We start from the raw sequence: 15818 nt of genomic DNA, 5'->3' as shown, positions 1-15818 counted from the left end.
GCTGCGGTCGCCCCGGCGCACTGCCGTGGCAACCGCAGCGGCGACGGCGGTCCTGGTTCTGGCCGCAGCCGGCTGCACCGGCAGCCCCGCGGGTGGTCCGACGGGCAGTCAGGCCGGCGCTTCCGCGACTGGCGGGCCAACCGCCAGTGCTGCGCCCCAAACCGGCACGCCCGCGGCCAGCCAGCCCGCAGCCAGCCCAACCGGCCCGGCGGCCCCAAGGCTGACGGCCCGGATCGACGCCGGCCTTCAGCAGCCGTGGTCGACGGTCTTCCTGCCGGACGGGACGGCCCTGATCTCGGAGCGTGACAGCGCCGTGGTGAAGTTCCTGGCCCCCGGGGCCACCGGCGCGGCAGCGACCGTCGGCAAGGTGCCCGGCGTCGTCCCCAACGGCGAAGGGGGCCTCTTGGGCCTTGCGTTGTCCCCGGCCATCTCCCCCACCCGCTCCCCCGGTGCCGGCCCCGCCGTCGGGCGGTACCTGTACGCCTACTACACGTCGGAATCGGACAACCGGATCGCCCGCTTCCGGCTTGGCGCCGATGGGCTGCCTGCCCTCGACGCGCCCGAGGTGATCTTCACGGGCATACCCAAGGCTTCCACCCATAACGGCGGAAGGATCCGGTTCGGCCCCGACGGATTCCTCTACGTGGGGACCGGCGACTCCCAGCGCCGTGAACAGCCGCAGGACCGCAACGCCCTCGGCGGGAAAATCCTGCGGCTGACCCCGGACGGGAAGCCGGCGCCAGGCAACCCGTTCGGCGACAACCCGGTCTACAGCCTGGGCCACCGCAACGTGCAGGGCCTCGACTGGGACAGCGCCGGACGGTTGTGGGCGAGCGAGTTCGGCCCCGACGTGGACGATGAACTCAACCTGATTGTCCCCGGCGGCAACTACGGCTGGCCGCAGGTGACTGGGGCACCGCACCGCGGGGGCTTCGAGGACGCGAAAGTGGTGTGGCCGTCGACGGCGGAATCCTCCCCGAGCGGGCTCACGATCGTCCGCGGTACGGCCTATCTGGGCGCGCTCCGTGGACAGCGTGTGTGGAGTGTGCCGCTGCGTGGAACCAACGCCGGTGAACCTGTGGGCTATTTCACACGACAGTACGGCCGGATCCGCGACGTTTCGCTTGCGCCGGACGGGCGTCTTTGGGTTCTCAGCAACGGCCAAAACCCCGACTTTGTGCTGGTTTTGACCCTGTCCGATTAGTCGGGGGCCGACGTCGAACGCCCGATTTCACACTCCACCAAAACTCGTGTAGAGTTTCATGTCGTTGCGGAGAACACCGCGGGAAATAAAAAGCCCGAGGGAAACAAAAACAACAGCTGCACCTCTAGCTCAACTGGCAGAGCAATTGACTCTTAATCAATGGGTTCCGGGTTCGAGTCCCGGGGGGTGCACCAAGGAAAAACCCCGTCTTTATTGGCCAAGCGCCGTAAAGGCGGGGTTTTTTGTGTACCACTCCAACCGCGCAATCACTCCTCAAACGAAGGACGCACCGTGACGAAGCTGATCCCCCTCTCCCTGGTGCTGGGAGCTGCCGCACTCACCCTCGCCGCGTGCTCCACGGCCACCCCGGGCCCGGGCGCCGCCGCCTCAACGCCCGCAGCCAGCCCCTCCGCCACACAGTCTCCCGCCAGCGGCTGGGAACTGGATCCTCAACGCGGCGCGGACAGGATCAAGGCCGCAGGCCTGCCGATCCTCGACATGGAAGGGGCGGCAGAGCATTTCCACGCGCACCTGGACGTGTTCGAGGACGGAAAGCGCGTCGCTGTTCCGGCGGACATCGGCTTCAGCTTTAATCCGGGCGGCCAGCCGAATGGCATCTCGGCGCTGCATACCCACGACGATTCGGGCATCATCCACATTGAGGCGCCCGTAGCCGGGGACACCTACACCCTTGGCCAGCTCCTCACCGAGTGGGGCGTCCTCGACGGCACCGGACAGCCGGGTACCGCCCACTCGGACACAACCGGCTGGTCTGTCATGGTCAACGGCAAACAGCGGACCGGCCCGATCCGGGCCCTCGCGCTCAAGGCCCACGATGAGATCGTCCTGTTCCGGGGAACAGCGCCCGCACCGTTGCCTGCAACATTTACGTTCCCCGCCGGCCTGTGAAGCTCCCGGCGTCCCACGCCGCGTAGCCGTCAGCCGGGAAGAATCGCGCGGACCTGGGTCCGGATCTCGACAAGAAGATCGGGAACACTGCTTGCGACATTGCTCGTGACTGCCAGGGTGGTGAACACGATCGCAGAGATGACGTGCGCCAGGGTTGCCGCGTCCGCCGACTCTACCCGGCCTTCCCGCTGGAGCACTGCGGAGATAGCCCTCTCAGTCTCCAGCGTGTGCCCGAGGGCGTCACGGTGGTGCGGCTCTTCGGGGTCGCCGAAGACAATCTCCCGCAGGTACGTCCGCCCGTTGTCCACCTGGGTGCGGTTGCACTCCACCACCGGACGCACGATGGCCATCACGGCATCAAGCATGTCAGCGGTATCGTCGGCGGCGGCAATGCCCTGGACGAGGGCATCGGCATACGCCGAATTCTGCACCAGCAGGAGCAGTTCGCCCTTCGTCCTGGCGTAGAGGAAAAGGGTTCCGGTCCCGATATCCGCCTTGTCGGCGATCTGCTGTGTCGTTACGTCGTCCACGCCGTACATCGAAAAGAGTTCGCGAGCAGCGAGGGTGATGCGCTCAAGTTTGTCCTGCTTGTTGCGTTCGCGCCGGCCGGGCGCCGCTGGAGCGGTGGGCATGATGCTTCCTTCGGGAATAAAGATTGACCAAGCTCAATTATGAGTATAGTCACTGTCGATTATGCTCGGCGATACCCTGATTATTCTYCCATGGAGACGTCCGGGCACCCCCGGTGGGGACAACCGCAGTGACATCCCGTAAAGGACTGCGCCTGAACGGGTGCACCGCAGGAGAGAAAGCGACAATTCATGCCATCGATCACTAATGCCGTTGTCCTCGTCACCGGAGCGAACGGGGGCCTCGGGGAGCACTTCGTGCAGGACGCCCTCGCTCGCGGAGCCTCCAAGGTCTACGCCACCGCCCGCACCCCCAGGACCTGGGAAGATGCCCGCGTCGTGCCACTGGCCCTAGACGTCACGGACCCGGCCTCCATCCGCGCCGCAGCCGACGCGGCAGCGGATGTGACAGTCCTGATCAACAATGCCGGCGCGAATCCGCCAACTGCCAGCCTGTTGGAGATCCCGGAGTCGGACCTCCGCCGAAACATGGAGACGAACTTTTTTGGCCCAGTCTTCGTCGCGCGCGCCTTTGCCCCGATACTCGCTGCGGCGCCGGACTCGGTACTGGTGAATGTGCACTCCGTGGCGAGCTGGTACGCGTTCGGCGGGGTCTACAGCGCTTCAAAGGCTGCACTTTGGTCCGCGACGAACTCTTTCCGGCTCGAGCTGGCACCGCAGGGCGTCCATGTGCTCGGCGTACATATGGGCTATGTCGACACCCCCATGGCCGCCAACGCCCACGGTCCCAAAATGACCCCCGCTGACCTTGTTCAGGCCGTATACGCGGGGGTCGAGGAAGACGCTTACGAGGTCATCGCGGACGCAACCACCGCCGGCGTGAAGGCCGCGCTCAGTTCACCCCTAGAGGCGCTGTACCCGGAGCTGAAGGCACCTCACGCGTAGCCAAGGAACTTAAGGACAACCGGCACGAACACGGAGTGGAACTGGAAGATCCCCCCGTGTCCGGAGTCCGGATAAATGATCAGCTCCGAGCCGGCTATGCGCTGGTGAAGGTCCTCGGAGAGGATTGAGGGGACCATACGGTCGTTGTCGCCGTTGGCGATCAGGGTCGGCTGCGTGATGATCGACAGATCCGATGGCCGGGAGCGGCCGTATCTCTGGATCGCCTTGAGCTGCGTGCGGAAAGCCTTGGTGGTGATCTTCTTGTCACGGTTGGCCGTGCGTTCTCCCAGACGCGCAATAAACTCTTTCGCGGCGCGTTTACCAGTGGTATTGCGGTCGAAGAAGAGGAACTCYTTTGGATCCGACCGGGAGAGCGTTGCTCGCAGGATGTCGTAGTAGGTGGTGCGGGTAACCCTGTCCATATCCTTGCCTCCGCGCGGACCCGTGCCGGTGAGGACAAGCTTGCGGACGAGTTCCGGGTGTTTGACGACCAGGTCCTGCGCGATCATGCCGCCCATGGAGAACGCGAAGATGTCGATCCTCTCGAACCCCAGGGCGGTGATAAAGGTGTAGGCGTCGTCCGCTGCTTCCTCGATGGTCTCAGGTACCCCGCCAGAGGAGCCACCCACGCCGGCCTGGTCGAAGGCGATGACGTGACGGTTTTGGGCGATCGGGTCAATGATGGCCGGGTCCCAGTTGTCCAGGGTAGCGGCCAGATGCACGAAGAACACGACTGGGATGCCGCCTTTGGGCCCCAGTTCACGGTAGGCAAAGCTGATCCCGCCGGCGGTGATGGACTGCGTGGGCACGTTGGCATAAGAAATAACGGCGGGTTCGCCGTTTGGAATTGTCATGATCATCTTTCGGTAGGACAGTCGGCCGTCGGGAAGTGGTGTGGGTCAGGGGATGCAGATGACAGTTTTGCCGCGGGTGCCGCCCTGCTCCACGCTGCGCAGCGCTTCGATGGTTGCCTCGAAGGGGAACACGCGGCCGACGACGGGTTTCAGCACCCCCGCGTCGACGAGGTCAGTGATGCGGCCGAGCTGGTCGCCGTCGGCCCGCATGAAGAGGAACTCATAGCTGACGCCGAGCTTCTTCGCCTGTTTCCGGATTTTTCGGCTGAGAGCCGTGATCGCGAGGCGCAGGACCGGGTTTAGTCCGATTTCACGGGCGAACGCGGGGTCGGGCGGGCCGGAGATGCCGATAGCCTTGCCACCTGGCCTCAGGACGCGCAATGACTTCTCGAGGTTTTCGCCCCCCAGGCTGTCCAGCACCAGATCGAAGCCACTCATCTGATCCTCGAAGTCTTCCGACCTGTAGTCGATGACCATGTCCGCTCCCAGCTCGCGCACGAGGTCCGCGTTTTTTCGGCTCGCCGTGGTCGCAACGGTCGCGCCGAGGTGCTTTGCGAGTTGGATCGCCATGGTTCCCACCCCGCCGGCGCCGGCGTGGATAAGGACCTTCTGGCCCGGCTGGACGTGCCCCTTCTCGACCAGGGCCTGCCAGGCAGTGAGAGCCACAAGCGGGAGTGAACCGGCCTCTTCAATGCTGATCGAGGAGGGCGCCAGGGCCAAGTCCCTTTCAGCTACGGCGATTCGGTGGGCGAAAGTGCCGATGCGGTCCTTGCTTGGGCGCCCGTACACCACGTCGCCCTCCCTGAATCGACGCACGGCCGCGCCGGCACGGATCACCGTTCCGGCGACGTCGTTCCCCAAAATGAGGGGCAACTTGTAGGGCAGGATCTGTTTGAACTCGCCCGCCCGAATCTTTTCGTCCAATACGTTGACGCCCGCAGCCTGGACCCTGATGAGGACATCCCGCTCGCCGAGGACGGGCTCGGGCGCGTCGACCTCCTGCAGCGGACCCTTGTATGAGGTGACGGCAAAAGCCTTCATGATCTTCCTAACGCTCCTCGAGTCAACAAGACTCCCCACGGCAAATTACCGAGTGCTATCAATAATGAGCGCGCTCAGTTATTCTGTCAATCCACGGCCCCGCAACGAGCTGCCCCACTGCAGAGAACACCGATCCGGAAGATCCACAATCACTGCATCGGGACGCCGTGTAAAACTTGCAGGATGACCGAGTTCCTACAGCTGCGGAAACCCTCCTAATGGTCGACGAACTCCCCCGGACCATCCTCGGCGTCGTTGTCCTGATCGGGGTGGCGACCACTGTCCTGCTGGCCGCGCGGGTGCATGCTCCCTGGTCACCGGCGCTGGCCGTGCTCCGCGGGATGCTGCAGCTGGCCGCCATCAGTTTCGTGTTGTCCGGCATCATCCAGTCGCCGTGGCTGATCGCGGCCGCCCTGTCCGTTATGTTCGCGGTGGCCGCCGCAACATCGGCGCGCCGGCTCGGAACCCTGCGAACACGGCTCCTGCCCGTCGCGGCCTGCATGGGGGGAGGCATCCTGGTTGCAGGCACGGTGGTTTTCGCCACCGGAGCCATTGCTTTCACGCCGCGGTACGTCCTCGCCGTCGGCGGGATTGTAATCGGAAACGCGATGACGATCGCCACCCTGTCCGGCCGCCGGTTCGTGGAACTGGTGAACGACCGCTGGGATGAAGTGGAGGGGTGGCTGGCCCTCGGCGCCCGCCCCCGGCAGGCCACCTCAGAACTCGTCCGGCGGGCCGTGTCGGCCGCGCTGGTCCCCACAGTTGACCAAACCAAGACCACCGGACTCGTCACGCTTCCCGGCGCCTTCGTCGGCGCGATCTTCGGTGGTGTGTCTCCCCTTGAGGCGGGCAGGTTCCAGATTGTTGTGCTGGCCGCGATCATCGCCGCCGGCAGCCTGGTGGCCGTCGGGCTGACCGCCTGGCTGGCTCCCGTGCGGGTCCGCCCCGAGGCCGGCTAGGGAACCCGGGCGGTGTAGCCGGAGTACTTTGCCACGCTGGCGTAACCGGCTTTGGAGCCGACGACGCGCACGCTCATAACGTCGTAGCGGTCAACCCATGCCAAGCGGTAGTACCGGCCAGTGGCGCCGCTGATCGCCGCGCCGGACCTGTACCACTGGTAGCGAAAGGCCGTCCCCGCCGTCCAGGTGCCCGGATTCGCCGTCAGTGTGTACCCATACCGGGCAGTGCCGGAGATCCACGGCCGCGAAGAGACCAGGGTGCCCACGGCGATGGCGCTGGTGGTCGGCGAGTCCTTGACGGTGGTGGTGTAGCCGGCCTTGATGGCCCCGACGCGAAGCCGCATGAGCTTGCCCTGGTCGGCGGCCACCAGTGTGTATTTGGAGGCGCTGGCGCCGCTGATGGCAACCCCGGCACGGTACCACTGGTACTTCAGGACCGCTCCGGGAGTCCAGGCGCCGGGGACCGCGGTCAGCGTGTAGCCCACTTTGCGCGTGCCGCTGATCATGGGCGTCGGCCCCGTCAGCGTACCGCGCGCCACCCGAGCCGGCTCCGAGGTGGCTGCGGCCGGTTTGTAGCCGGCGGCTGTTCCCGTGACCGTGACGCTCAGGAGTGTTCCGGCGTCGGCGGCCGCCGGAGCGTAGGACGACGCCGTTGCACCGGTTATGGGTGCACCGGCGCGCCGCCACTGGTAGGTGAGCGCGGCCCCGGACGGGGACCAGGTGCCGGCTACAGCCGTCATATGCTGTCCGACGGCGGCAAGCCCGCTCATCGTCGGTGTCCCCGAGGCAACGTACGGGACGGCTCCGGGCAGGACCGAGGCGACGGCCGCTGCCGCGTCCACCAGCCCGGTTCCGCATCCGCCCTGATCGCAGATGCCTGGCAAGGGCCGGGCCGACGCTTTGAGCTTCTCCTCGACCTGGGCCGGGGTGAGGCCGGGGTTGGCCGAAAGCATGAGAGCGGCCACGCCCGCCACGTGCGGGGAAGCCATCGAGGTGCCCTGCAGGTACGCATACTCGGCCTGGCCGGGCGTGACCGTGCCATTGTTGTAGGTCGACAGGATGCCGTTGGAGCCTGCGGAGGACATGTCTCCGCCGGGGGCGCTGACGTCCACTTCGGGTCCGAAGTTTGAGTAGCCGGCCCGGGATCCACTAGGCCCGGTGGCGCCGACGGCCACCACGTTGTTGCAGTTCGCCGGGTTCGAGTTGGAAGCCGGACCGCCGCTGTTTCCGGCCGCGGCGACCACCACCGAGCCAAGCGACGTCGCCATGTCCACCGCCCCCTGGAGGTAGCTGCTGCAGCTGCCGTCCCCGCCGAGGGACAGATTGATCACCCGGGCCGGCGTGCTGTTGACCGGGATGCCGGTCAACGTGGCTCCGGCCGCCCACGCGATGGCATCGGCGATGTCGCTGATGTAGCCGCCGCACGCGCCCAGGGCCCGTACTGGCTGGACCTTGGCGCCGTAGGCCACGCCCGCGATGCCTTCGTGGTTTCCGGCCACCGCGCCGATGATGCCAGCCACGTGGGTGCCGTGCCACGACGAGGGCTCAGTGCCGCAGGCGTCGCCGGGATCGGACGGATCGGCGTCCCTGCCGTCGCCGTCGCCAGCGGTGCTGAACGTGTTGTCGGGGTCTTCGGAGATGAAGTCGTACCCGGGGACCAGGTTCGGCGCCAGGTCCGGGTGCGCGGTGATGCCGGTATCGACCACGGCCACAGTGACTCCGGCCCCCGTGGACGTGTCCCAGGCTCCGGGAAGGTTCAGCCCGGCGGCGCCGTGCAGGTTCCATTGCTGCGGATAGCCGGGATCGTCCGGTGCCGCCGCCGTGTGTACGAAGGCATCCTTTTCAGCCAGCTCAACATTGGGCTGCGCAGCGAGGGCGGCAGCGAGTTCGTCGACCTTGTCGGCGCCTGTCCCGGCCGGAGCCGTCAGGATGTTCGCTCCGCCGGCGGTCGCCCGGAGTTCCTTGACGGGGACGCCGGCGGCCTGGGCAGCGCGGCCGTAGGCCTTGGCCCGCTCCGCCGATTTTCCCCGGACGGAGGCCTTGAACTTGATGATGATCCGGTCCGTTGGTGCGGTGGCGTGTTGACTGGCTGCTCCGGAGGGCATGTTCCGCGCGGGGGACGAGTCCGCGGCGGCCGGAAGGGCAACGGCAGAGCCGGYCAGCACCGCGGCGGCGGCGGCGCATGCGACGGTGCGAGAGAGTCGGATTTTGGGGAGAGCTGGCATGGGCGTCCTCGGTAACGCGGGGCGCGGGCTGGTGGCGGGCGCCGCAAGGCGGGCAGTTACGTGGCGGGAAACTCTATGCTCATCCCGCAGCCCGGGCTCCCGACGCACATTCTAAACCACAACTGGTTACTTCAGTAACACGAGCCCCAGAAGAAGCCGTACCGTTCTGCCCCTAGACTGCCGGCTCGCCCCGGCGCCTGAGGGCCAGCAAGGCCCAGGCGGAGAGCAGCAGCCCGCCGACGGCCAGTAGCGCTCCCCCGGCACTGATCCCGGCGTCGCCGTCTTCGGGTGCCCGCGCAGCAGGTGGAGGCGGTTGCTGGGCCGCAGCCGGGACTGACGACGGCGTCGCCGCGGCGGTCGCGGGTGGCGGCGTTGGACGGCCGCTGTCGTGGCTGGTCGTCGACCCTCCGGGACGCGGCGCGGAGGTCGTAGGGGCTGCCGATTTCGGCGGTTTGGGTGCCGTCGATGGCGCGGCAGGCGCAGTGGGCGCCGGCGGCGGCTGGACCGGGGGTGCCGGCGGTGCTGGAGGTGCGGAGGGAGCGGGCTTGGGAGTGCTGGAGGGCTTCGCCGTCGGTGGCGGCGATGGATCGCAGCGGCCCAAGGGAACCACCACCACGGGGCCACAAGTTTCGGCATGGGCAGGAGCCGGAGCGGCCAGCACTGAGAGGGCGGCCAGGATAAGGACGGCCGAGGCCACAGCGGCCCCGAGGGTACTCCTAGGCGTTCTCATCCCAGACATCCTATGTTCCGGAGGCAGGGGTTCTGGGGATTTCCGGTGGCGGTTCGGGACTGCTGCGGCAGGGGCGCTACGCCCGCGCTGCTGCGGCGAGCTGGAAGTGGATGGGCAGTGCCAGCTGGATCGGGAGGGTGCCCAGGGGTTCGTCGAGCAGCTCGTTGATCGAGGTCTGCCCTTCGAGCTCGGGTGGTGGCACCGTTTCCATATCCAAAACATTAACCGAGGCCACTCCCGCGCGGGTGCAGGACACGGAGGATACTCTCAGCCCGAGGGGCGGAACAAAGTCCTAGTTGGCGTCCGCGGAGATGGCGGGATCGGAGGTCGCCACAATGGCTTTCGCTTCGGTAGTAGACATCCGGTTGGCCAGCTCCCGGACCACTGACTGGAGTTCGTGCCGCAGCGAGTCGGGGTCAATCGAGGCAGCCGCAAGGACGGAGCGTTCCATGTCGGCGGCTTCGGCGACCGCCTCCCGGCCGCGTTCGGTGAGGGTGACAACGTGGCTGCGCCGGTCAGAGACACTGCGCTCCCGCGAGATGTGTCCGTGGAGTTCAAGGCGGCTCAGCGTCTTGCCCATGGTCTGGGCCTGGACCCGCACCAGCTGCGCCAGCTGCGCCTGGGTCATCGGTCCCTGGGCGGAGAGAACTTCCATCGCAATGACCCCGGCGTGGGTCAGTCCGATGGCGCCCAGCTTCTCGTTCCACGAGTGTTCAACAAGCCGTGCTGCCGTGGACAGTAGGCGGCCAGTAGGCCAGCGATCCATATCAGGCATACCAAAGAGTATAACGATTGTCCGATTCGGCGGTCCCACCGGCACTCACTAAGCTGGAATTCCGTGAATTCTGCCAAGGAGAAAACCATGCCTGAACGACTCATTCCCGGCGCCGACGCACCGGATTTCCGGCTGTCCGACTCGGCGGGGCGGGAGGTGGGCCTGCAGGATTTCCGCGGCCGGAACACCGTGGTCTACTTCTATCCGGCTGCCGCCACCCCGGGGTGCACCAAGCAGGCGTGCGACTTCCGCGATTCCCTGACAGCACTCCAGCGTGCYGGCTATGAGGTGGTCGGCATCTCCCCCGATCCCGTCGCCAAGCTCGCTGCTTTTGCGGCCGACGAGGGGCTGACATTCCCGTTGCTTTCGGACCCGGACCACGCAGTAGCCGAGGCATACGCCGCGTGGGGCGAGAAGAAGAACTATGGCCGCACCTACGACGGGCTGATCCGCTCCACCGTGGTGGTCGATCCGGACGGCAAGGTCGCCCTGGCACAGTACAACGTGCGCGCCACAGGCCACGTCGCCAAGTTGCTGCGCGACCTGAAGCTGGCGGCCTGACCTCCGCCGCGGCCGGCGCCTGCCACGGACTGGAGACGCGAACTGTAGAATGATGGCTGGCATCCATCGCCGGGTCCTCACGGAACGGCAACGACGGAGCCGCGCGCGAGTGGTGAAATTGGCAGACACGCAGGATTTAGGTTCCTGTGCCTTCGGGCGTGGGGGTTCAAGTCCCCCCTTGCGCACAGTAACCAGCAAAACCCCGGTCTTCGGACCGGGGTTTTGCTGGTTTAAGCCCGGATTGGCGGCGATGAAGGCGGCTGGCGGGCCAACGCCAAAAAGTTTTTCGATTCCCACCCATCCCTTTCCGCCGAGCACCCGAATACCCAGTGAGACACCAACCAAGGGTCGGTGCCCACCAGTCGGAGGAAAGCCGCAGTGGCAAAGACGTTCACTGCAGCAATGAAATCGGCACAACAAAGGAGAATCGAAATGCAGACCATCAAGCGCACGACTTTCGCCGTTGCAGGTATCGCTGCTGCAGCCATGCTCAGCCTCACTGCCTGCGGCGGTTCCAGCACGGCCCCCAGCTCCTCGGCTCCGGCCTCCACCCCGAGCGAATCCAGCATGGCGCCGTCGCCGTCCATGAGCTCCTCCGCTGCAGCCATGGATCCCGCTGCAGACCTCGTTGGCTCCGGCTGCGCCGGCTACGCCTCCAAGGTCCCCAGCGGCAAGGGCTCCGTCGCCGGTATGGCCCTTGACCCGGTCGCCGTCGCGGCCTCGAATAACCCGATCCTGACCACCCTCACGGCGGCCGTCTCGGGCAAGCTCAACCCCAAGGTCAACCTGGTCGACACCCTGAACGGCAGCGAGTTCACTGTCTTCGCCCCGACGGATGACGCGTTCAAGAAGATTGACGCCGCCACCATCAACAAGCTCAAGACGGACGACGCCCTGCTGAGCAAGATCCTGACCTACCACGTTGTCCCGGGCAAGATCAGCCCGTCCGAGATCGTCGGTACCCACAAGACGGTCGAAGGCGGCTCCGTGACGGTCACCGGCAGCAAGGATGCCCTGAAGGTTGACGGCGCCAACGTTGTCTGCGGCGGCGTCAAGACCGCCAACGCCACGGTCTACATGGTCGACTCCGTGCTGATGCCGAAGTAGGCACCGCTAAACCCTCCTGATTCGGATCCGGCGTGACTCCCCGGATCCACCTGGAGAAACGAAGGCCCGCACCTGCTGGTGCGGGCCTTCGCCTGTTTCGGGGGCCGGGCCGCCGCCCCGGTCAACTAGACTGGGGCTGTTCCGCAGCCGGCGGCCTACGACTTTCCCAGAGGTGATTCCCGAGTGCCCAGCAGTACCGCGCCCATCAGGACCGGCCACGGCCGGACATTGCGCCGCTTGGCGGCAGGTTTCAGCGCGGCCCTGCTCCTGCTCCCCCTGGCTGCCTGCACGGGAGCCCCGGGCCCCGCACCGTCGCTGTCTTCCTCTGCCAAGACGTCCGACGCCGCTCCCACCGCCACGTTCACTTTCGGGACCGCTTCGCGTCCGCTCGGCCTGGACCCGGCCCTCGTCTCCGACGTCGACTCCTACCGCATCACCCGACAGGTCCTGGAGGGCCTGGTGGGCGTTGACCAGACCAGCGGCAAGCCCACACCGCTGCTGGCCACAGAGTGGTCCGCCAGCGATGACGGCCGCTCCTACACCTTCAAGCTGCGCGAGAACGTCAAGTTCCAGGACGGCACTCCGTTCAACGCGGCCGCCGTGTGCACCAACTTCAAACGCTGGTTCAACTTCTCCCCGGCCCTCCGCAAGAAGGCGCCGGGCAGTACATTCAAGGGTGTATTCATGGCCCATGAGGACCAGGCCTCCCTGTCCATCTACAAGGACTGCGCCCCGGTGGCGGCCACCAGTGTCCGGATCGATCTCACCCAGCCGTTCACGGGCTTCATCCAGGCCCTGACCCTGCCGGCGTTTGCCATCTCCTCCCCGCGTGCCCTCGCCGCGAAGTCCGCCGACCAGCTCACCCAGACCCGCGAGGGCCAGCCCGTCTCGGCCTACGCCCTGCACCCGGTGGGCACCGGACCGTACGTTTTTGATTCGTGGGACAACAACACCGTGACCCTGAGCAGCAATAAGGGCTACTGGGGCGACCGGGGCCAGATCGCGACCATCCACTTCGTCAGCTACGACCACCCGCAGACCCGGATGCAGGCCCTGCTCGACGGCAAGATCGATGCCTACGACTCCGTCACTGTGGGCAACTTCGATCAGCTGGTCAAGCGCGGCAAGCAGATTGTCCAGCGCGACCCCTTCTCCGTGATGTACCTGGGCATGAACCAGCAGGTGCCGGTCCTGCGGAACCTCAAGGTCCGGCAGGCCATCGAGATGGCCCTGGACAAGGACACGCTGATCCGGAAATTCTTCATCGACAACACCACCTCGGCCTCGCAGTTCGTTCCGCCGAAGCTCAGCGGCTTCAACAACAACGCCCCCTCGCTGGGCTATGACCAGAACAAGGCCAAGGAACTGCTGGCCGCGGCCGGGTACAAGGGCGAGGAACTGAAGTTCTACTACCCGCTCAACGTCACCCGTCCCTACCTGCCGACGCCGGAGAAGGTCTACGCGGAGATCAGCCGCCAGCTCACCGCCGTCGGCCTCAACATCAAGCCCGTCCCGGTGGACTGGTCGGACGGCTACCTGCAGAAGGTCACCTCCCCCGGCGACCATGCGCTGCACCTGCTGGGCTGGAACGGTTCCTACTCCGATCCGGACAACTTCGTGGGCCCCCTCTTTGGCGAGAACACCGGCGAGTTCGATTACCAGGATCCCCAGGTGTTCTCCAAGATCTCCCGCGCCCGCGGCCTGCCGGACGGCAAGGAGCGCACCGAGCAGTACCAGACCATCAATGCCCAGATCGCAGCGACCGTCCCGGCGGTTCCGATCGCGTTCCCGATCTCGGCGCTGGCCTTGTCCGACCGCGTGATCAAGTACCCGGCGTCACCGGTCCTGAACGAAGTTTTCACCAAGGTCGAATTAAAACCTTGACGGAACGGTCCAATTTCAGTTAGAGGACCGTGCAGGGATATTCTGTGACAGCCAGAGCCGCTGCTATCGGAGACTGATTGTGACTTTCATTTCCAAGACCCAACACGCCGACGTCGTCCTGATCGGCGGCGGCATCATGAGCGCCACGCTGGGCGCCTTCCTCAAGCAGCTYGAGCCGAACTGGACTATTTCGCTCTTCGAACGGCTGGACCAGCCGGGCCTGGAAAGCTCCGGACCGTGGAACAACGCCGGTACCGGCCACGCCGCCCTGTGTGAGCTTAACTACTCCCCCGCGGCCAAGGACGGCTCGGTGGACCCCGCGAAGGCCCTCCACATCAACGAGCAGTTCCAGCTCTCCCGCCAGTTCTGGTCCCATTTGGTGACCAACTCCCTGATCGGCTCCCCCAAGGGCTTCATCAACACCGTCCCGCACATGAGCTTTGTGGTCGGCGACGCCAACGCCAAATTCCTGCGCACCCGCTATGAGGCGCTGAAGCCGAACCCGCTGTTCCGGTCCATGGAGTTCTCCGAAGACCACGCCCAGATCGCCAAGTGGGCGCCGCTGATCGTCAAGGGCCGCGATCCCAAGCAGCGTGTTGCCGCAACCCGCGCAGCAGAGGGAACCGACGTCGACTTCGGCGCACTGACCCGCGAGCTGACCGGATACCTGGGCAATAACGGTGTGGAGATCAACTACGGCCACGATGTCACCGGCATCGAGCGCGCCTCCGACGGCGGCTGGAACCTGGCCCTCAAGCACCCCCGCTCCGGCGAGCACGGCTCCATCCACGCCAAGTTCGTTTTTGTCGGCGCGGGCGGCGGCGCCCTGCACCTGCTCCAGGCATCGGGCATCCCGGAAAGCAAGGGCTTCGGCGGCTTCCCAGTCTCCGGCCAGTTCTTCCGTTGCACGGATGAAACCCTCGCAGCCCAGCACAGCGCCAAAGTCTACGGCCAGGCCTCGGTTGGCGCCCCGCCCATGTCCGTGCCCCACCTGGACACCCGGTACGTCAACGGCAAGCGCTCTTTGCTCTTCGGCCCGTACGCCGGCTTCTCCACGAACTTCCTCAAGAACGGCTCCTACCTGGACCTTCCGCTGTCCATCCGCCCTTCCAACATCATCCCGATGCTGGCCGTGGCGAAGGACAACATGGACCTCACGGCCTACCTGGTAAAGGAAGTAGCCAAGCGGCACGGAGCCAAGGTCGAGGCGCTGCGGGAGTACTACCCCGAAGCCAAGGACGGCGACTGGGAACTCATCACCGCAGGCCAGCGGGTCCAGATCATCAAGAAGGACCCCAAGAAGGGCGGCGTGCTGCAGTTCGGCACCGAGGTCATTGCCGGCCGCGACGGCACCATCGGCGCGCTGCTGGGCGCCTCCCCCGGAGCCTCCACCGCCGTGCCGATCATGATTGAACTGCTGCAGAAGTCGTTCCCCAAGAGCTTCAAGGGCTGGCAGGCCAAGCTCAAGGAAATGATGCCGGGCTACGGCGTCAAGCTCAATGACAACCCGGAACTGGCCGCCCGCCTCGAGGCCGACACGGCCGCTGCACTCGAGCTGGAACCGGTGTCCGCAACCCGCGGCTGAAACCAATCCGGGGGGCGGCACGTTCCATCCCTGTGACGTCACGCCGTTGACGCACGTCCGTCGACCCACCAGGAGACCATGAGATGTTCCGGCTGGCCAGGCTTTCGCTAGCAAACCGGGCGCTGATCGCGCTGATCACCGTCTTCGCGTCGGTCTTCGGCGTGATCACGATGTCCTCGCTCAAACAGGAACTCATTCCGTCCATCGAGTTCCCGCAGATCACGGTCATCACCTCCATGCCTGGCGCCTCCCCCGAGGTGGTGGACAAACAGATCAGCGGGCCGCTGGAGACGGCATTGAACGGCGTCGAGGGTCTGGAGTCGACGTCGTCGACCTCCCGGAACGGGGTCTCCCAGATCACGCTGGCATTCACCTMCGGCTCCAACCTGGACCGTGCGCGGAACCAGATCGACCGGGCCATCTCCAACGCCAAGCAGTCGCTGCCCAAG

Annotated in this window: 15 protein-coding genes and 2 tRNA genes; 11 read left to right on the top strand and 6 right to left on the bottom strand. The window is 66.0% G+C overall.

Annotation, left to right across the window (positions count from 1 at the left end):
• Positions 1-25 precede the first annotated feature (25 nt).
• The 3 genes from AC1DHD_RS01390 (at position 26) to AC1DHD_RS01380 (ending at position 2113) form a co-directional block, all read left to right on the top strand.
• The gene (locus tag AC1DHD_RS01390; protein ID WP_476877959.1) at positions 26-1204 is read left to right on the top strand and encodes a PQQ-dependent sugar dehydrogenase; all 1179 of its coding nucleotides are present in this window, start codon (positions 26-28) and stop codon (positions 1202-1204) included.
• 118 nt (positions 1205-1322) lie between these two features.
• A tRNA-Lys gene (locus AC1DHD_RS01385) sits at positions 1323-1398 on the top strand.
• Positions 1399-1495: 97 nt separating this feature from the next.
• A complete protein-coding gene (locus AC1DHD_RS01380) occupies positions 1496-2113 on the top strand; it encodes a hypothetical protein (RefSeq protein ID WP_476877958.1) in 618 nt (205 codons plus the stop codon).
• A gap of 29 nt (positions 2114-2142) precedes the next feature.
• Here the strand turns inward: AC1DHD_RS01380 and AC1DHD_RS01375 are convergent, their stop codons facing one another.
• Positions 2143-2745 (bottom strand): TetR/AcrR family transcriptional regulator, encoded by a 603-nt coding sequence (locus tag AC1DHD_RS01375; RefSeq protein ID WP_476877957.1) that lies wholly within the window; start codon positions 2743-2745, stop codon positions 2143-2145.
• 189 nt (positions 2746-2934) lie between these two features.
• On the opposite strand from AC1DHD_RS01375, the gene AC1DHD_RS01370 reads away from it, so the two are divergent.
• On the top strand, positions 2935-3648 hold the full coding sequence (locus AC1DHD_RS01370; RefSeq protein WP_476877956.1) for an SDR family oxidoreductase: 714 nt from the start codon (positions 2935-2937) through the stop codon (positions 3646-3648).
• Here AC1DHD_RS01370 and AC1DHD_RS01365 read toward each other — a convergent pair.
• Both AC1DHD_RS01365 and AC1DHD_RS01360 read right to left on the bottom strand, forming a co-directional pair.
• Complete coding sequence (locus tag AC1DHD_RS01365; RefSeq protein WP_476877955.1) at positions 3639-4502, bottom strand: alpha/beta fold hydrolase; 864 nt, start codon at positions 4500-4502, stop codon at positions 3639-3641. The two genes, AC1DHD_RS01370 and AC1DHD_RS01365, sit on opposite strands and share 10 nt — an antisense overlap.
• Before the next feature lie 45 nt (positions 4503-4547).
• Positions 4548-5543, bottom strand: a complete 996-nt coding sequence (locus tag AC1DHD_RS01360) for an NADP-dependent oxidoreductase (RefSeq protein ID WP_476877954.1) — start codon at positions 5541-5543, stop codon at positions 4548-4550.
• 218 nt (positions 5544-5761) lie between these two features.
• Here AC1DHD_RS01360 and AC1DHD_RS01355 point away from each other — a divergent pair, with 218 nt between their 5' ends.
• Positions 5762-6502, top strand: coding sequence for an ABC transporter permease (locus tag AC1DHD_RS01355; protein WP_476877953.1), 741 nt, complete (start codon positions 5762-5764; stop codon positions 6500-6502).
• Here the strand turns inward: AC1DHD_RS01355 and AC1DHD_RS01350 are convergent.
• The 3 genes from AC1DHD_RS01350 to AC1DHD_RS01340 form a co-directional block, all read right to left on the bottom strand.
• A complete protein-coding gene (locus AC1DHD_RS01350) occupies positions 6499-8727 on the bottom strand; it encodes a S8 family serine peptidase (protein ID WP_476877952.1) in 2229 nt (742 codons plus the stop codon). The genes AC1DHD_RS01355 and AC1DHD_RS01350 overlap by 4 nt on opposite strands.
• 806 nt (positions 8728-9533) lie before the next feature.
• Complete coding sequence (locus tag AC1DHD_RS01345) at positions 9534-9659, bottom strand: hypothetical protein (RefSeq protein WP_476877951.1); 126 nt, start codon at positions 9657-9659, stop codon at positions 9534-9536.
• Between the two features lie 90 nt (positions 9660-9749).
• Positions 9750-10223 carry a MarR family winged helix-turn-helix transcriptional regulator gene (locus AC1DHD_RS01340; protein WP_476877975.1) on the bottom strand — a complete coding sequence of 158 codons (474 nt, stop codon included), beginning with the start codon at positions 10221-10223 and terminating at the stop codon, positions 9750-9752.
• Between the two features lie 96 nt (positions 10224-10319).
• Here AC1DHD_RS01340 and bcp point away from each other — a divergent pair, with 96 nt between their 5' ends.
• The 6 genes from bcp to AC1DHD_RS01310 all read left to right on the top strand — a co-directional run.
• Positions 10320-10793 carry a thioredoxin-dependent thiol peroxidase gene (gene bcp, locus AC1DHD_RS01335; protein WP_476877950.1) on the top strand — a complete coding sequence of 158 codons (474 nt, stop codon included), beginning with the start codon at positions 10320-10322 and terminating at the stop codon, positions 10791-10793.
• A 103-nt stretch (positions 10794-10896) separates the two neighbouring features.
• Positions 10897-10978 (top strand) — tRNA-Leu (locus AC1DHD_RS01330).
• Between the two features lie 247 nt (positions 10979-11225).
• Complete coding sequence (locus AC1DHD_RS01325) at positions 11226-11900, top strand: fasciclin domain-containing protein (RefSeq protein ID WP_476877949.1); 675 nt, start codon at positions 11226-11228, stop codon at positions 11898-11900.
• A gap of 228 nt (positions 11901-12128) precedes the next feature.
• Positions 12129-13784 carry an ABC transporter substrate-binding protein gene (locus AC1DHD_RS01320; protein WP_476877974.1) on the top strand — a complete coding sequence of 552 codons (1656 nt, stop codon included), beginning with the start codon at positions 12129-12131 and terminating at the stop codon, positions 13782-13784.
• 79 nt (positions 13785-13863) lie between these two features.
• Entirely contained in the window at positions 13864-15369 is a 1506-nt protein-coding gene (locus AC1DHD_RS01315) for a malate:quinone oxidoreductase (RefSeq protein WP_476877948.1), read from the top strand.
• 83 nt (positions 15370-15452) lie between these two features.
• The coding region (locus AC1DHD_RS01310) for an efflux RND transporter permease subunit (RefSeq protein WP_476877947.1) at positions 15453-15818 on the top strand (366 nt) is incomplete at its 3' end.

The sequence above is a fragment of the Arthrobacter sp. 05L45_2 genome (genome assembly GCF_056397525.1).
The sequence above is the reverse complement of the archived record's forward strand: the minus strand, read 5'-3'. Positions and strand labels throughout refer to the sequence as shown.